The following is a 16580-nucleotide window of genomic DNA, read 5'->3' as shown; positions in this document are numbered from 1 at the left end:
ATTGATGCCCCGCGGACGCTCGCCGCGACGCCAACCGAGTTTGACGAGGTCCGCCAGCGGCGGGAAGGCCCTGACCCGCATCCATTCTCGTTGGTTGACCACACCGACGTCGGCGCCGATCGCGACCAGGCCGAGAACTACGCCAAGAAAAAGCATACCTGCCACCGTTCCACCCGTCAGCCGGATGACGACAGACGCGATTACGAAGTACAGCAAACGGCGCAGGAAACGGTACCGTCCTGTTCGGCTATCCCGGCGCACGCAGATCGCACAGCGCGGGACGTTGACCATCTGTGTCCGCCATCGCACGGTGGTTCCGCTGCCGTAGCGCACCCGCGTCACGTCCTTGTGCAGCCCTACCTTGCGAAGTGCCAAGGAATCCGCCCGCTCTTTCTTGCAGGTCCAGCAGATGCGGTAGATGGTGGCGGCGGTCGCGCGAGTCGTGCTACCGAAATCGGTGGTGCTGGTCGCGCGAATCTTCCTGCGGAGGTCCGCGCTGATGGCGGTCGCGCGAATCTTGCTACCGAAATCGGTGGTGGTGATGGTCGCATAAATCTTGTCGGCGAGGTAGGTGGTGACGGTCACGAGAATCCTGCTGTTCTCGGCCAGTCGGTCCTGGGCCGATGCCGACACCGCGATTCTCCTGGCCTGCTCCACCACCGCCGCCATCCGCAGGTATGCCTCCATATCACCCACGTCGAGGGCGGCCCCCTCTCGCCTCTGGTCGAACACCAGCACGCACCGTAAGGCGACAAGAGCGACTTCGTCGTGCGCATGGACCCGGACCGGTTCGTCGTCGGGCAGCAGGAAGTCGAGTTCCCCAAGAATGCCTTCGCTGTCCGCGAGGAGGCGTTCAGCATGGTCGATGCCATCCGATGGCGTACCGACGACGGCCTGAATCGTGGCGGTGCACAGCGTGCTGATCCTGGTCGTCATCGGCTGGCTGGCGCTCCGCAGCGCAGCCTCGACGTTTCCCAGCCTTGATTGTCGCAGCGCCGCGAGCTGCATCCGGGCGCGCTCGCGGTCGCCGCCGCGGATGGCCGTGGCCGCCAGCTCCGCACCGATCGACAGGATGACGCCCGGGAGCGCCGAGCGCATGTCGGCGGCCAGGCTCTCGTCCAGTCGAGCGTCCGCGGTGCGCCTGATCTGCGCGGCGAGACGGCCCCAGATCCGCCCGTCCCGCAGGACGTCCGCCCAGCGGCGATACACCTGCGCCCAGTCAGGCTGGCCGACAGCCTGAGCATCGCCGCGCGCCAGCGCGCTGCCGGGCGCAAGCTCGGTGTCGAGCGCCCGCAGGTGTTCCAACACCGCCAAGTTGTGTGCGCCGGTCCCGCTGTCGTCGGTGCTGCCGCTGTCGTCGGTGCTGCCGGTGGACGCGGACCAGTGCGTGGCTGCGGAGTCCGGATCGCCCGCGGCCAGGGCGACGAGCGCCTCGTCGTCCGTGGCGTCGAGCTGGGCAGGCCAGAACCAGAAGAACTCGTCGACCAGCCGCTCTCGAGAATCGCGGAGGCGGTCGAGGGCGGTGTACAGGTCGGCCGTCGTCGGAGTGGGCCGCACCGCCAGCGCGGGGGGCGTCGGGGTGGCTCCGCCGATCCTCTCGATGATCGCCAACTGATCGACCATCCGGCGGATATCCCGGCCGCTGGACCCGATCGCCAGGCCGGTCAACCGGAACGCATTGCGCTGGTATAGCCGCGGCGACGCGACGTCCGACAATATGTTACGGTCGGTTCCGCGGTCCGGTGCGGCATCACGGGCCATCACATCATCACCCCTTTGCGCCACAGTCGGATCCGCGGCTCGAACCCGGCGCGGAGCCCGGGCCATTTGTTGACGGCATCCTCCATGAGATCCGCAGCTTCGCCGAGCCGGCCCCGCCGGCTGACGTCACCGTCTGACTGGCCATATGGTGGCCATATGGTGGCCATATGGCGCGCCGGGGCGTCGTCGGCCGTTTCGCGATGCTTTTTGCGTTCCGCCGAGGGTCGCCTTGATCTCCGGGGCGGACATCCTGGTGTTGCGGAAAACCTTCATCGCCTGCCGGCCGAGAAAACGATACTCGGCCCGGTAGAGCTCAGCGAACGCGCCCCTACCCAACAGCCGATCGACCACATAAGTATCCCGGATGACCTGCCCATTGTGTAACAGGACCATGCGCGACACCTCCAAGATCGATCAAGATCGCAAGATGTGCTGCCTCACCAAGGGAATCGCCCGGACGAGGGCCCCGCGTATCCCGAGCGGCCCGCACCGGTGCTCTTTCTGCGAATTATAGGAGCGAACTCTCATATGCGTCACGATACGGCGGCCGACTGCCGGGTGGCCCACGCCGCGATCGGGACGAATGGTCAACCGCCATCCCGCGCCCGCAGGACGGGACGCAGGGCGTCCAGCACGGCGACATCCTCGATGGTGGACGGCACGCCGGGCGCCCGACCGTCGGCGATCTCGCGCATGGTCCGGCGGAGGATCTTTCCGGATCGGGTCTTCGGCAACGCCGCGACGACGTCAACCTGCTTGAACGCGGCGACCGGGCCGATCTCCGACCGGACCAGTGCCACCAGTTCGGCGGCGAGCACCGCCGGGGTGATCTCCGCTCCGCTCTTCACCACGACGAGACCGCGCGGCACCTGCCCCTTGAAGGAGTCGGCAACCCCGACGACCGCGCATTCGGCGACCGCCGGGTGGGCGGCGAGCACCGCCTCCATCGCGCCGGTGGAGAGCCGGTGCCCGGCCACGTTGATGACGTCGTCGGTGCGGCCCAGCACGTACAGATAGCCGTCGGCATCGACGTACCCACCGTCCCCGGTCAGGTAGTAGCCGTCGAACGCGGACAGGTAGGAGGCCACGTACCGTTCGTCGTCGTCCGGCCAGAGGGTCGGCGACGTTCCCGGCGGCAGCGGCAGTCGGATGCAGATCGCGCCCTCCGTGCCGGCCGGCACCTCCACCCCGGCGGGGTCGAGGACCCGCACGTCGTATCCGGGCATCGGCACCGACGGCGAGCCGGCCTTCACCGGCAACCGCTCCAGGCCGATCGGGTTCGCGCAGATCGGCCAGCCGGTCTCGGTCTGCCACCAGTTGTCGATGACCGGCACGCCGAGGGCGTCGGATGCCCAGCTGAAGGTGGCCGGGTCCAGCCGCTCGCCGGCGAGGAACAACGCCCGCAGACCGGACGTGTCGTGCATGGCCAGCAGCTCGCAGCCCGGATCCTCTTTCTTGATCGCCCGGATCGCGGTGGGCGCGGTGAACAGCACGTCCACCCCGTGCTCGGCGACGACCCGCCAGAACGCGCCGGCGTCCGGGGTACCGACCGGCTTGCCCTCGTACAGGACCGTCGCGGCGCCGGCCAGCAACGGCGCGTAGACGGTGTACGAATGGCCGACGGCCCAGCCGATGTCGGACGCCGCCCACATCACGTCGCCCGGGCCGATGTCGAAGATGTGGCGCATCGACCAGGTCATCGCCACCGCGTGTCCACCGTTGTCGCGGACGATTCCCTTCGGTCGACCAGTGGTGCCCGAGGTGTAGAGGATGTAGAGCGGGTCGGTCGCGGCGACCGGCACCGCAGCGGTCGGCCGCGCCGCGGCGACCAGCGGCGCCCACTCGAGGTCACGCCCGGCAACCAGCTCGCAGCGCTGCTGTTCCCGTTGCACGATCACACAGTGCGCCGGGGCGTGGGTCGCCAGTTCCAGCGCCGCATCGAGCATCGGCTTGTACGAGACGAGCCGGGTGGGCTCGATCCCGCAGGACGCGCTGACGATGACCGTCGGGCGGGCGTCGTCGACGCGGGTGGCGAGCTCCGCGGGCGCGAACCCGCCGAACACCACCGAGTGGACGGCCCCGAGCCGGGCGCAGGCGAGCATCGTCACCACCGCCTCCGGGATCATCGGCAGGTAGACGATAACCCGGTCGCCGCGGCCGACGCCGAGGCCGGCCAGCGCCCCGGCGGCCCGCGCCACCTCGTCGAGGAGCTCGGCGTAGGTGAACCGGCGCACCACCCCGGTGACCGGCGAGTCGTAGATCAACGCGATGGCGTCGCCCCGGCCCGCCGCCACATGCCGGTCGAGTGCGTTCGCGCAGGTGTTGAGTTCGGCGTCCGGGAACCACCGGTACATCGGCGCCGCGTCGTCGGCCAGGATGCGCCGCGGCGCCCGCACCCAGTCGACTGCCTCGGCGGCCGCGCCCCAGATCCCCGCCGGGTCGGCCAGACTCCGCCGGTACACATCGTCGTATGCGCCCATGCGACCATCCTCACACCACGAGTGCCTTCTCGTGAGAGACGTTCGGAGCGCACCACCGAGCGCGCTGGTCGAGGCAGGCCAGAGCCCCGCAGCCGCTCGCAGGAGAGATCGACGTCTGTGGAGGCCGCTCCGGTCCCGTTTCTCCTGGACTACCGAAGGCGGTGCACGGAGGAATCCGGCCACACCCGGCAGCTGGTGGTTGCGGCTACCTTCTCGGCCGTCACCCTGAGATCGACCAGTTCAGGTCGCCGTGCCCTGGTCTGAAGCATCGCGATACACACGCCGGCCGGCGGAAGGTCGACCGCCTGGGCGTAGACAACTCCGGGATGAGGGAAAAGCGCAGCCGAACTCGCCGGAAGTATCCCGATGCCCCTGCCATCGGCTACCTCGCGCAGAAAATCAGTCGGCGTCTCGCAGCGAGCAATCACCTTTGGCTCCGAACCGTCCGGGCGTGGCGAGACGGTCCAGAACGCGGCGACCGACGGTGGGGCGTAGGCGCTGTAGACCAGCGGTTCGGCCACCACATCGTTCAGCGACAAGTAGCGCCGGTGGGCCTCCTTGTGGGTGGTTGGAAGGCAGAACACCCTTGGCTGAGCCTGCAGCGGCACGTAGCTGAGATCGGCGGCGTCGGAAAGGATGTTGGGAAAGAGCGCGAAGGTCGCGTCGACGGCCCCCTTGCGCAGGGAACTGCTCTCCCCCCACCAGGGGATGGCGCGCAGTGTGAGCTCGATGTCAGGAAAGTGGTCGCTGAACAGTTGTAGTAGGTGGCGCGCCGCCGGGCAGTAGTAGTTGGGACTCGCTCCGACCACAAGCTGGCGGCGGCTGCCGGTGCTGCTACGGCCGGTGCTGCTACGGCCGGTGCTGCTACGGCCGGTGCTGCTACGGCCGGTGCTGCGGACCCGATCCAGTGAAGCAGTCACGTGGTCCACAAGCGCGGGTAGCTCCGCACGCAGAGCCTGGCCCGCCGGTGTCAGGGTGACCTGCCGAGTGTTGCGGACGAACAGGCTGCATCCCAGCGAGTCCTCCAATGCCCGCACGGACCGGCTGAGCGCCGACTGGCTGAGGTGGAGCTTTGCCGCCGCGCGGGTGAAGCTGAGCTCTTCGGCGACAGCCGCGAAGTGCTCGAGCAGCTTCAGATCCACATGCAGACTCTAGCGGCGCACCGGCAACCGTCGCCGTTGACACCAGGCGAGCCGGGTCGGCCACGGAATGTGCAGACGCCCGGTCGCGGTGGCGAGCCGGATCAAACGACAAGGGCGATCCCCGACTGATGCGTGCGACGCATAGGTAATTGACCGCTCCCGCCCCGGCCAATACTTTCATCGTCAACAGCAACGAACCGGAACCCGCCGGGGGTCGCGAAACGACCTCCCGGGATGACAGACGGAGACTGATGCGCGCGTATAACGTAAACGTGGACGTGACCGGGCGGACGGACCTGCCTGGAGAACTGTGGACGGCCACCACCGTGTACTTACACGATCAGCCGTGCGGTCCGATGACCGTATTGTTCGGGTTCCCGGGAGGCGGATTCGGCCGTAAATATTACGACGTCCGCGCGATTCCCGGCTACAGTCAGGCTGAATATCACACCGCCGCTGGTTTCGTCTTCGTGGCCTGTGACCACTTGTTTGTCGGCGACAGCAGCAGACCCGACGATCCCCTGGCGCTGACCTGTGAGAACCTCGCGATGGCCAACCATGCCACCGTCGAACACGTCGTCTCGAGGCTTGGCGCCGGCTCGCTCGCGTCGGAGCTCTCGCCGATCGACGTCACGAAGATCGTGGGAATGGGTCAATCGATGGGCGGCTGCCTGCTCACCATTCAGCAGGCCAACCACCGCACCTTTGACGGCGTGGCCTTTCTCGGCTGGAGCGGGATCTACACCAATTTCCCCGCGCCCGGCGGCAGCCGAATCACCTATCCCCTGCCGCGCCGCGGCACCGACCTACATCCGATCGCCGACCAGGTTCTCGGCGTCGTGGCCCCGGACGAGGACCAGTTCCGGTTCTGCTTCCACTGGCCAGACGAGCAGCCAGAGCTGATGGAAGCCGACCTCGCCACCTATCGCCCCTTCTCAGGTGTCGTTCGCGGCGACGACCGGACGCCGTGGGGAAGCGCGACCGTGCCGCCCTGTGCGATAACCATGATGACCGATGGTGCGGTCAGCGCCGAGGCGGCAGCCATTGACGTACCCGTGCTCATTGCCAGCGGTGAGCGAGACGTCATCCCCGATCCCTGGGCGGAACCGTCCGCCTACCGGTCATCGTCGAACATCTCGGTCGTGGTCGTTCCGCGTATGGCTCACATGCACAATTTCGCCCGGACACGCGAACAGCTGTGGGAGCACATCGCGAACTTTGCCCGCGCGACACCGAAGGCGACAGCAACGTAACACGAAGCGTCCGGAGTCACGGTCGTTTCACGATCAGTCCATCCACGGACCCGAAGGTCAACGCGGTCTGGATGTGGGCGGCGATCCTCACCGTCCCGGCCGGGTCGTCCGTCACGCCCGCGCACTGCTCAACGCCGACGCAGCGGCGATGCCGGTGCGAGTGCACCTGGCCGCGGACGGATCGACGTCGCGCGACGGCGACTGACGACACAAACGGCTTGAGCCCGGTGGCTGGTGGCTGGTGGCTGGTGGCGTCGAAGACTGCGGTGAACTCTGCGCCGGCCGATTTCGCTGAGTTAAAGAGCGAGCCCCGGGTCGAAGTAGTCACGCATCAGGGTCAGCTGGTGGCCCGCGTTCATCTCGATAATGCCCATCACGGGAATCTCGTGCCACTCGCCGTCGACGCGATGGCGATCGATGCGCTCCGCCCAGACCGCCGACCCGTCCTCGCAGAGGCGTTTGATTTCGATGTGATCGGCCTCTGTCATCTCCTGCATGTTCGTGAACCATGCGACGACGGCTTCCTTCCCCTCGATTTTCCGCCCCAGCGTGACGTGATCGACGACGACGTCGTCGGCGAGGATCCGGGCGAATGTATCAACATTTCTGGTCCTGAACGCCGCAATGAGATCGTGGACCGCATCGGCGACGTCACTCATTTCGAGAGCTCCTCGTGAACCTCTGCGGCGGCGCGTTGTCCGGAACGCACGGCGCCCTCCATGTACTGGACCCATTGTGTGGATGTTTCCGTCCCGGCCCAGTGAATACGGCCGACGGGTCTACGCAGAGCATCTCGGTAGTTCGTCCAGGTTCCCGGGGTCGGGACACCGCTGTAGCAGCCCCGCGACCAGGGTTCGCGGCCCCAGTTGGCGTAGTAGAAATGCTGCGGCGTGCGGGCCCGCTCGCCGAAGTGCACGACAAAGCAGTCGAGCATCTTCTGCCGCACATCCTCCTCGGACCGGTCCAGCCAGCGGCGGGCGACCTCGCCCTCGATAAAGCCGACCAGAATGCCGGGGACACCGTCGGGCGGCGAGTTGTCGAAGATCGAATTGATATCGTCCTCACTCACGACCTGACCGTTGAGGTTGTCATCCCGCCAGAACGCGTACGGGTACACAGCGTGACACTTGATTACCGAACCCAACGGCATCCGCTGTGTGTACTGGTCGCGGGAGGCGGGCATCGGAGGGTCGTACCGGATCCGTGCGGCCAGAGCGGGCGAAGCTGCTACGATGACGTACCTGCCTTCATAACGGCCATTGTCCGTTTCGACGATCATCGAATCGCTCGTCTGATTGATCGTCCTCGCCGGTGACTCGTATCTGATCTTTCCTCCGAGTCGTTCGGCCAGGCGGACGGGAATCTCCTGCGCTCCGCCCAGGAAACGCCAGACCAGCGAGCTCGCCTCGAGTTCCTCAACGCCACCCGCCGCCGCGACGTAAAAGAGGAGGTGCAAGAACGACAGGTCACACGGTTCCACCGAGAAGTACCCGACGATCACGGAGTGAAGGGCAAATTTCGCACCGGCCGTCTTCAGGTTCTGCTCCATCCAGGTGGCGACGGTCTGGGTGTCCCACTCCGTCGCCCGCGACGCTTCCCACGGTGCTTCGGACGGAACTTCCCTGGAGAGCGCGTCAATCACGGCCACGGCATTCATGAAATCCGCGAGATCTTCCGTGGGAACCGGGATCTCCAGCGAGCCGGAGCTCTCAGCCGCGTAGACGGTCCGCACGCCGTCGTAGACGAGGATATGCCGCCCGTCCTGGAACGTGGGAAACGTCGTCACGCCCATCTCCTCGGCGAGCGCGAGGATCCGGGTCTGACCCGGCCCGATCCACTGGCCGCCGTTGTCCACCCAACCGCCCCCAGGTATCTGCTGGGTCCATGCGCGGCCACCAACCCTGTCCCGCGCCTCGAGCACTGTCACCGAGTGACCCTGGCCGTTCAAGGCCCAGGCGGCAGAAAGTCCGGAATAACCCCCACCGACGACAATCACGTCGACAACGTCCTGCGAACTCACCATTTATCACTCCCTGCTTCGTCGGGATGCTCCCGTGTTGATCCGACCTGGATTCCAGCCCGACCGCGGACCGCAACAGGCGGTGCCAACCGGTGAAAGCAGGTTCGCTGGCATCTCGGCGAAAACTTTTGGTGGCGTCCGGTAATCAAGCATACGCCTCTGCCGTATGTCGAGTGCGTACGACACGGCATTCAGAAAGATCGGACGAAAGGGAATCATCACCATTTTCCGAATGTATTCAAGAATGATCCCGTCCGTGTTCTTCATTCGTCCTGCGTTCACAGACCGGCTGACTGGGGTGAACAAAACAGACATCGATGCTCGCATCCAAGGAGCAGCCGAGTTTTCCAGACTCGATCCCCACGGTGCTCACACGGGATTCGTATGTTTGCGCTGTCTCTAGATCCCCGCCGGGTCGGCCAGACTCCGCCGGTACACATCGTCGTATGCACCCATGCGACCATGCTCACACCACGAGTGCCCTCCCGGCGCCCGCGCCAAGCTCGTCCACGTCGCCAAAGAGCCGCCACCGGGTGGGGGTGTCCTCGGGCCCCACGACCCCGGCCGGTCCCCGATCAGCCGACTCCACCGGAGGAAAAGTGACATCAGAGGCACAGTCCGCGATCGCCGCTGTCCGCCGCTCACACGAGCGGTTGCAAGCCGTCGTCGAGCCCCTCGCCGCCGACCAGCTCCGTGGTCGCTCCTATGCCACCGACTGGACGATCGCCCAGGTGCTGTCCCACCTCGGCTCAGGCGCGCAGATCAGCGCACTCGTGCTGGACGCCGCGCTCGCCGGCCGCCCCGCCCCGGACCCGACCATCTTCGCCGACATCTGGGCCACCTGGAACGCCAAGACACCCGACCAGCAGGCCAGCGACGCCCTACCCGCCGACCGGGCGCTGGTCGAGGCATACGAGGCGTTGGACGTCGACCAGCACCGGCAGCTGCGCGTTACGTTCGGCCCGATGGAGCTCGATGCCGCCGGCATGGCGCGGCTGCGCCTCGGCGAGCATGCCGTGCACACCTGGGATGTCGCGGTCGCGCTCGATCCGGCAGCGACCGTGGACGGGGTGGCCGTCGGCGAGCTCATCGACGGGCTCGGCGGGCTCGTGGGCTTCGTCGCGAAAGCGGCCGGTCCGTCCATCCGCCTGCGGGTCACCACCCACGATCCCGAGCGGGAGATCGTCCTCGACGTCGACGACTCCGTGCAGCTGGCTGGATGGGACGGCCACGAGCAACTGCCGCGACTTGCGCTGCCCGCCGAGGCGTTCCTGCGCCTGGTGTACGGCCGCCTTGACCCTGACCACACCCCACCGACGCAGGTCGACGGCGTGGATCTCGACCAGCTGCGCATGGTTTTTCCCGGCTTCTAAGAGCGCCGTCGCCGGCGCAGCAGACGGCTGCTCCGGCGAACTCGGCGGCGAGCTCTTCAGTGTGGTGAACACCCTGAACAGCACCCGGGGTGAACCGGCGCTGCCGGTCTACACGGGCGTGATAATCGGATATCTGATCATTACCATTCCCGCCGGCCTGCTGATGCTGGGCAGACTCTCAGAATACAGATTGCCCGCCAGAAACCGCCCCCAGGGGTCGCACTTCCCGTCATTAAGCGGACTTCCGGTTTTTGATGTTGATTGTGCCATTGTCGGGTCCAGGTCTACTGGTGGGCGAGGGTGGGGTGCGCAGAGGCGCGTCACCCCCTGCCGACGTGGTCAGCGAGCGGCGTTCGTACGCCCGGCACGGCCTGTCATCAGCCGCGGCGGCCGGTGCCGACCAACAATGCAGTGTCGACAAGACGATTGGAGAAGCCCGACTCGTTGTCGTACCAGCCTGCAATCTTCACATGTCGACCGCCAACAACCTTCGTGAGGCCCGCGTCGAAGATGCAGGACGCCGGATTACCGACGATGTCGCTGGAGACGATCGGCTCTTCGGCGTAGGCCAGGATCCCGGCCAGGGAGCCGTCCGCGGCCGACGCGAATGCCGCGTTAACCTCCTCCACCGTGGTTTCTCTGGATATATCCACGGTGAAGTCGGTGATCGAGCCGACGGGCACGGGCACGCGCAGCGAGTAGCCGTCCAGCTTGCCTTTGAGCCGCGGCAGCACCAGGCCGATCGCCTTCGCCGCACCGGTCGTGGTTGGCACGAGGTTGATCCCGGCGGCACGGGCCCGGCGCAGGTCGCGGTGAGGTCCGTCCTGGATGTTCTGGTCCTGTGTGTAGGCGTGGACGGTGGTCATCGACCCGCGCTCGATACCGAACGAATCGTCGAGCACCTTTGCCAGCGGCGCCAGACAGTTCGTGGTGCAGGACGCGTTGGAGACGACGCTGTGCGCGGCTGGGTCATACTGGTCGTCGTTGATGCCGTACGCAAGGGTAATGTCCTCGTTCTTGGCGGGAGCCGAGATGACGACCTTTTTTGCGCCGGCCTCGATATGCGCCCGCGCCTTGACAGCGTCCGTGAACACACCGGTCGATTCGATGACAACGTCCACGCCGAGCTCAGCCCAGGGAAGGCTTGCGGGGTTGCGTTCGGCGAGTACGGCAATCTTGCGGCCGTCGACAACAATTGTGTCGTCATCCACTGACACCTCTGCGCGCAGTAGACCCAGGGTGCTGTCATACTTGAGCAGGTGGGCCAGAGTCCGCGCGTCGGTCAGGTCGTTGACGGCTATGACCTCGACGTCGACACGACGGTCGAGCACGGCACGCAGGAAGCAACGACCGATTCGGCCAAAACCGTTGATACCTACCTTGACTGCCATCTCAGGACTCCCGTCATCCTCTAACCATCATCAACACAGCCGGACGCGACAAACCCGGACAGGCGTCAACACCGGACCGCCCGGCCCCGCGATCGGTGCGGTGACCCATATCCAAGTAACCATCCAGTACGGTTAGCAACCTAGCAGACTCTCGCGGAACCTGTCGATGTGGTTAGCCTGATAAAATGACATTCGCCTTCGTCAGCGGGAACGTGGCCTTGGATCTCGCAGGTACTGTGCAGCACCGGCGAGCCGACGCACGGGACCTTCTCGCCGCGCCGGATGACCTGGCCTGCTGGATCGTCGAGGCCGGGCTCGTCGACGAGCGGCCGCCGGTCGACGCCGACGGACTCGTGCGCGCCGTGCGCCTACGCGAAGCGATCTATCGGTTGGCCTGCGCGGCCCGCGATCGCGCCCCCTACGACGCCGCCGACCGCGCCCTACTCAACGCCGCCGCAGCGGCGATGCCGGTGCAAGTGCAGCTGGCTGCGGACGGATCGGCGTCGCGCGACGGCGACCTGGACGCCGTGCTGTCCACTGTGTCCCGCGCGGCAGCCGAGCTGCTGACCGGCCCGCTCGCACATGCCGTCAAGGAGTGCGCCGCCGACGAGTGCACCCGGCTCTATACGGACACCTCGCGCCGCGGTTCCCGACGCTGGTGTGACATGCGCTGGTGCGGCAATCGCGCCAAGGCCGCGACATTCCGCTCCCGGCGCTCCTGAAGACACCAACGGCTTGAGCCCGGTGGCTGGTGGCGCGGCACCACGATGTCCGGTGATGCACTGTCGTCACGCTGGACGGACCGGTTGCTCCCACACGACCAGCCCGACACAACCACGTGGGCTACGCGGCGCGTGCATGCTCCCTGGCGGCATGACGAGCAGGCTGTTCGCCGGGTATGTGCCGTCATCGGTCTCCAACTCGCCACTCAGTACGTAGATCAGCTCATAGCCGGGGTGCCGGTGGGGCATCGCGGTCGCGCCCGGCCGGTATTGCATGATGGCGCCAGCCGGGGCCAACGAAACAGACATTGATGCTCGCGAACAGGAGACAGCGGTGTGATCTGCCGGCTCCGTCCCCTGGTCCCAGGTGACCGACTTCACCCGCTGGTTCGGCAGGCCGTTCGCCGACTCGATCAACGCGCTCCGCATCGGGGCGGCGGAGTTTTCCAGACTCGATTCCCAAGGCGCTCACACGGGATTCGTATGTTTGCGCTGTCTCCTTGTCCCATGGCGGCGTACCCGGTGGAGCTGCACGCGCCGGCGGCCCCGTCGCTCGATCACCGGAGGAGGTTTCGATGACCGTCACACCCACGTTCGCGCACACGCCGAACGCGGCACCGAAAGGTGCCGACCAGGTGCCCGGGCCGGGAGGCGGACCGCTCGCATCGGTACGGATGCTGCGCTCCGACCCCCTGGCAGGTCTCACCCGGCTGCGTCGCACCTACGGACCGGTCGTCCGCATCGCCTCCCGGCCGATGTCGGCGTTCCTCGTCGCCGACCCGGCCGCGATCGCCGACGGACTGGTCGGGTCGAACCGGACGCACGCCAAGGGCGCCGTCCGGCGCGGCCTCGGTTCCAGGGAGACGGTCATCCAGCCACTCACGCTGCTGCTCGGCCAGGGGTTGTTGACCAGCGCGGGTGACGTCCACCGCCGGCAGCGCCGACTCATGCAGCCGTTGTTCCACCACCAGCGCATCGCCGGCTACAGCGAGACGTTCGCCGCGGTCGCCGACGCCACCGCTGACACCTGGGGCCACGGCCAGCACCTCGACGTCCACGCCGAGATGACCGAGATGACGCTCGCGATCGTAGCCCGCACCCTGTTCGACGTCGACCTCGACAGCGAGGTCATCGAGGTCGTCCGCACGGCGTTGACCGAGAACATGGCTGCCGCCGGACGGGCCCGGTTGCCCGGGTTCGAGATGCTCGAGCGGCTTCCCCTGCCCGCAGCCCGACGCCGGCGCGATGCCCGCGCAGCACTCGACCGGGTCGTCTATGCGCTGATCGAGCGCCGCCGCGCCGCCGGCGCAGACGGCGACGACCTGCTGTCGCTGCTGCTGTCCACCCGGGACGCCGACACCGGCGTGGGCATGGCTGACGAGGAGGTGCGCGATGAGGCCCTCACCATCCTTCTCGCCGGGCACGAGACGACCGCTAATGCCCTGAGCTGGACCTTCCACCTGCTCGGACGCGACCGGGCGGTCGCGGCCCGGATGCACGCCGAACTCGACGAGGTACTGGGCGACCGCCGGCCGACGATGGCGGACATCGCGCGCCTGCCCTACACCGACGCCGTGCTGCGCGAGTCGATGCGGCTCTATCCGCCGGTCTGGACGATGGGCCGTCACCTCACCGTGGACCGCGAGGTCGGCGGCTACCTACTGCCCGCGGGCTCGACGTTGCTGTTCAGCCAATGGGTCGTGCACCGCGATGAAACCTGGTGGCCCGACCCGGAGCGTTTCGACCCGACCCGCTGGCTCGTCGGCGCAACCATCGGCGTCGGCGCAGCCCCGCCCGGCCAGCCGCGTTACTCCTACTTCCCGTTCGGCGGTGGTCCCCGCCAGTGCATCGGCAACACCTTCGCCCACTTCGAGGGAGTGCTCGCATTGGCCGCGATCGCCCGCCGATGGTCGTTCGAGCCGGACCCGGATGTCGAGATCGTCCCCCTGCCGCAGGTGACCCTGCGTCCCCGCGACGGCCTGCCGATGACCGCACACCGCCGACGCTGACCGAGCCCTGCCCGCCACCACAGGCCCTGACCGGCCCGGAAGTGCCAGCCATTAAAGATCATAATCCGGTCAGATTCGGTCAGATTCGGTCAGATTCCGTTAGATTCCGCGGGCGACGAAGTCGAAGACGACCCGAAGTGCCTGATCACGTTCAGTGGCGGGGATGTCGCGCAACGGCCCGTCGTTGAGCAGCGTCGACAGGCCGTGCACGGCCGACCAGGCGGCGTACTCGGCCCTGGGACGGCGTTCGGGCGGGATCGCGCCGACCTCGACCAGCTCGTCGAGCCGGGCGCAGAGCAGTTCGTACGGGCCGACTCCGCTGGCACCCACTCCTTCGCCGGGCCCGAAGGAATGCATGGTGCGCGGCACGGCGAACGCCGTCCGGAACCAGCCGGGTTCAGTGGTGGCGAACTCCACGTAGGCCCGCCCGAGCGCATCGAACCGAGCCCAGGCGGCCGCCAGCGGGTCGGGGTCCGCGGGCAGGGCCGCAACGCGCTGCTCCATGAGCAGCGCCAGACTGCTCATGGAGCGTTCGCAGACGGCGCGCAGCAACTCGTCCCGGTCGGCGAAGTGCCGGTACGCCGCGTTGTTCGAGACTCCGGCGGCGCGACTGGCCGCCCGCAGGACCACCGCCTCGGGGCCTCCGGCCCGGGCCAGCGCGACACCGGCATCGACGAGCGCCTCCCGCAATCGGCCGTGGTGGTACGGGCGCGAGGAATCGGCAGCCAGCATGTTGACAGTGTCTACTTCCCGTGGCACGCTCGTCAATGTTGTCACCGTCAACTTCAGGAGACGTGGTCCCGATGCCTCCCATGAGCTCCCGCCGCCGGCTCGCGGTCCTCGCGACCGTCTGCCTGGCCGTGTTCGCCATCAACCTCGACACCACGATCGTCAACGTCGCCCTGCCCGACATGGCCCGACAGCTCGGCGCGACCACCCGCGACCTGCAGTGGATCGTCGACGGGTACAACCTGGCCTTCGCCGCGCTCGTGCTCACCGGCGGGTCGATCGGCGACCGGTTCGGCCGCCGCCCGGTGCTGCTCGGCGGGCTCGCCGGCTTCGCGATCGCCAGCGGGATCGGGGCGCTGTGCACCGGAGCCGGCGCGCTGGTCGCGGTGCGCTTCGTCATGGGCGCGTTCGCCGCACTCATCTACCCGACGACACTGTCGATCATCACCAATGCCTACCCCGAGCGCGCCGAGCGCGCCAAGGCGATCGGCGTGTGGGGCGCGGTCACCGGCCTCGGGGTCGCCGTCGGTCCGGTCACCGGCGGACTCATCCTCGCCCACGCCTGGTGGGGCGGGGTGTTCCTCGCGCTCATCCCGGTCGCGCTGGTCGCGGCAGCCCTCGCCGTCGTGCTCGTGCCCGAGTCCCGCGACCCGCACGCGGCCCGGCTCGACCTGCCCGGTCTGGCCACCTCGTCCGCCGGCATCGGACTGCTCGTCTACACGATCATCGAAGGGCCGCACCGCGGCTGGACGTCGCCATGGTCGATCGTCGGCTTCGCCGCCACCGCGATCATCGCCGCCACGTTCGTCACCGTCGAGCGGCGCCGCGTCGACCCCATGCTCGACGTGAGCCTGTTCCGTACGCCGGCTTTCTCCGCCGCGAGCGGCGCGGTGACCGTCGCGTTCTTCGCGCTCTTCGGCTTCATCTTCCTGATCACCCAGTACTTCCAGTTCATCCGCGGCTACAGCACCATCTCGACAGGCGTGCGGATCCTGCCGGTGGCCATCACCATCGCGATCGGGTCGGTGCTCGGCGCGGCGCTGACCGGCCGGCTCGGCACCCGCATCATCGTCGTCACCGGGTTGCTGATGTTCGGCACGGCGTTCGCCTGGATCGCGGTGTCCGCGACCTACGAGTCCTACCTGCAGATCGCCGCGCAGATGGTCATCATGGGCACCGGCCTCGGCCTGACCACCGCCCCGGCCACCGAGTCGATCCTCAGCGTGCTTCCGGCGGCGAAGGCCGGTGTCGGGTCCGCCGTCAACGACGCCACCCGGGAGGCCGGCGGCACCCTCGGCGTCGCCGTCATCGGCAGCGTCTTCACCTCGATCTACGTCCACCATCTCGCCGGGACGACCGTCGCCGCGCTGCCCCGCGACGTGGCGATCGCCGCCCGCGACTCCGTCGGCGCGGCGATCACGACAGCCGCCAACGCCGCACCCGCACTGAGCCACCAGCTCGTCACCGACGTCAACGCGTCGTTCATGAGCGGCCTGCACATCGCCTGCCTGGTCGCCGCCGGCGTGTGCTGGCTCGGCGCCGTCGGCGCCCTCGCCCTGCCCGGCCGCCGCGACATGCGGACGCCGCAGCCCGAACCAACCGTGGTCACGGCCGCCCCCGAGCCGGCGGCGGCCGGCTGAAACACACCGCCCCGCAAAATTTCGGGACAAGAGCGACCCGGGTACGACGGATTCGACGCG

The 16580-nt window shown here is 67.6% G+C and carries 14 protein-coding genes; 6 read left to right on the top strand and 8 right to left on the bottom strand.

Annotated elements, in window-relative coordinates:
• From U9979_RS11010 to U9979_RS11000, 3 genes are all read right to left on the bottom strand, one after another.
• Positions 1-1785: hypothetical protein (locus U9979_RS11010; RefSeq protein ID WP_322779295.1), on the bottom strand; the 1785-nt coding region annotated here is incomplete at its 3' end.
• 563 nt (positions 1786-2348) lie between these two features.
• Positions 2349-4241, bottom strand: coding sequence for an AMP-binding protein (locus U9979_RS11005; RefSeq protein WP_322779294.1), 1893 nt, complete (start codon positions 4239-4241; stop codon positions 2349-2351).
• Between the two features lie 149 nt (positions 4242-4390).
• On the bottom strand, positions 4391-5383 hold the full coding sequence (locus U9979_RS11000; protein WP_322779293.1) for a LysR family transcriptional regulator: 993 nt from the start codon (positions 5381-5383) through the stop codon (positions 4391-4393).
• Between the two features lie 356 nt (positions 5384-5739).
• Here U9979_RS11000 and U9979_RS10995 point away from each other — a divergent pair, with 356 nt between their 5' ends.
• Together U9979_RS10995 and U9979_RS10990 are read left to right on the top strand one after the other, a co-directional pair.
• A complete protein-coding gene (locus U9979_RS10995) occupies positions 5740-6636 on the top strand; it encodes an alpha/beta hydrolase (protein WP_322779292.1) in 897 nt (298 codons plus the stop codon).
• Positions 6637-6709: 73 nt separating this feature from the next.
• Positions 6710-6841 (top strand): hypothetical protein, encoded by a 132-nt coding sequence (locus U9979_RS10990; protein WP_322749895.1) that lies wholly within the window; start codon positions 6710-6712, stop codon positions 6839-6841.
• A gap of 91 nt (positions 6842-6932) precedes the next feature.
• Here U9979_RS10990 and U9979_RS10985 read toward each other — a convergent pair whose 3' ends face one another.
• Entirely contained in the window at positions 6933-7295 is a 363-nt protein-coding gene (locus U9979_RS10985; protein ID WP_322749896.1) for a limonene-1,2-epoxide hydrolase family protein, read from the bottom strand.
• Complete coding sequence (locus tag U9979_RS10980; RefSeq protein ID WP_322779291.1) at positions 7292-8659, bottom strand: flavin monoamine oxidase family protein; 1368 nt, start codon at positions 8657-8659, stop codon at positions 7292-7294. Before U9979_RS10980 ends, U9979_RS10985 begins: the two co-directional genes overlap by 4 nt.
• Before the next feature lie 596 nt (positions 8660-9255).
• On the opposite strand from U9979_RS10980, the gene U9979_RS10975 reads away from it, so the two are divergent.
• On the top strand, positions 9256-10029 hold the full coding sequence (locus U9979_RS10975; protein ID WP_322779290.1) for a maleylpyruvate isomerase family mycothiol-dependent enzyme: 774 nt from the start codon (positions 9256-9258) through the stop codon (positions 10027-10029).
• A gap of 377 nt (positions 10030-10406) precedes the next feature.
• Here the strand turns inward: U9979_RS10975 and gap are convergent, their stop codons facing one another.
• Entirely contained in the window at positions 10407-11420 is a 1014-nt protein-coding gene (gap, locus tag U9979_RS10970) for a type I glyceraldehyde-3-phosphate dehydrogenase (protein WP_322779289.1), read from the bottom strand.
• A gap of 185 nt (positions 11421-11605) precedes the next feature.
• Here gap and U9979_RS10965 point away from each other — a divergent pair, with 185 nt between their 5' ends.
• Complete coding sequence (locus U9979_RS10965; RefSeq protein ID WP_322779288.1) at positions 11606-12142, top strand: CGNR zinc finger domain-containing protein; 537 nt, start codon at positions 11606-11608, stop codon at positions 12140-12142.
• Positions 12143-12208: 66 nt separating this feature from the next.
• On the opposite strand, the gene U9979_RS10960 is transcribed toward U9979_RS10965, so the two are convergent.
• The gene (locus U9979_RS10960) at positions 12209-12451 is read right to left on the bottom strand and encodes a cupin domain-containing protein (RefSeq protein WP_322779287.1); all 243 of its coding nucleotides are present in this window, start codon (positions 12449-12451) and stop codon (positions 12209-12211) included.
• 266 nt (positions 12452-12717) lie between these two features.
• Between U9979_RS10960 and U9979_RS10955 the strand changes: the two genes are divergently transcribed.
• Entirely contained in the window at positions 12718-14151 is a 1434-nt protein-coding gene (locus U9979_RS10955; RefSeq protein WP_322779286.1) for a cytochrome P450, read from the top strand.
• 99 nt (positions 14152-14250) lie between these two features.
• Here U9979_RS10955 and U9979_RS10950 read toward each other — a convergent pair whose 3' ends face one another.
• Positions 14251-14928, bottom strand: coding sequence for a TetR/AcrR family transcriptional regulator (locus U9979_RS10950; protein ID WP_322779285.1), 678 nt, complete (start codon positions 14926-14928; stop codon positions 14251-14253).
• Between the two features lie 26 nt (positions 14929-14954).
• Here U9979_RS10950 and U9979_RS10945 point away from each other — a divergent pair, with 26 nt between their 5' ends.
• On the top strand, positions 14955-16520 hold the full coding sequence (locus U9979_RS10945) for an MFS transporter (protein ID WP_322779284.1): 1566 nt from the start codon (positions 14955-14957) through the stop codon (positions 16518-16520).
• The last annotated feature ends 60 nt before the right edge of the window (positions 16521-16580 follow it).

Source organism: Protofrankia sp. Cas4 (genome assembly GCF_963555915.1).
Classification (GTDB): Bacteria; Actinomycetota; Actinomycetes; order Frankiales; family Frankiaceae; genus Protofrankia.
This window is presented reverse-complemented; position numbering and strand designations above follow the sequence as displayed.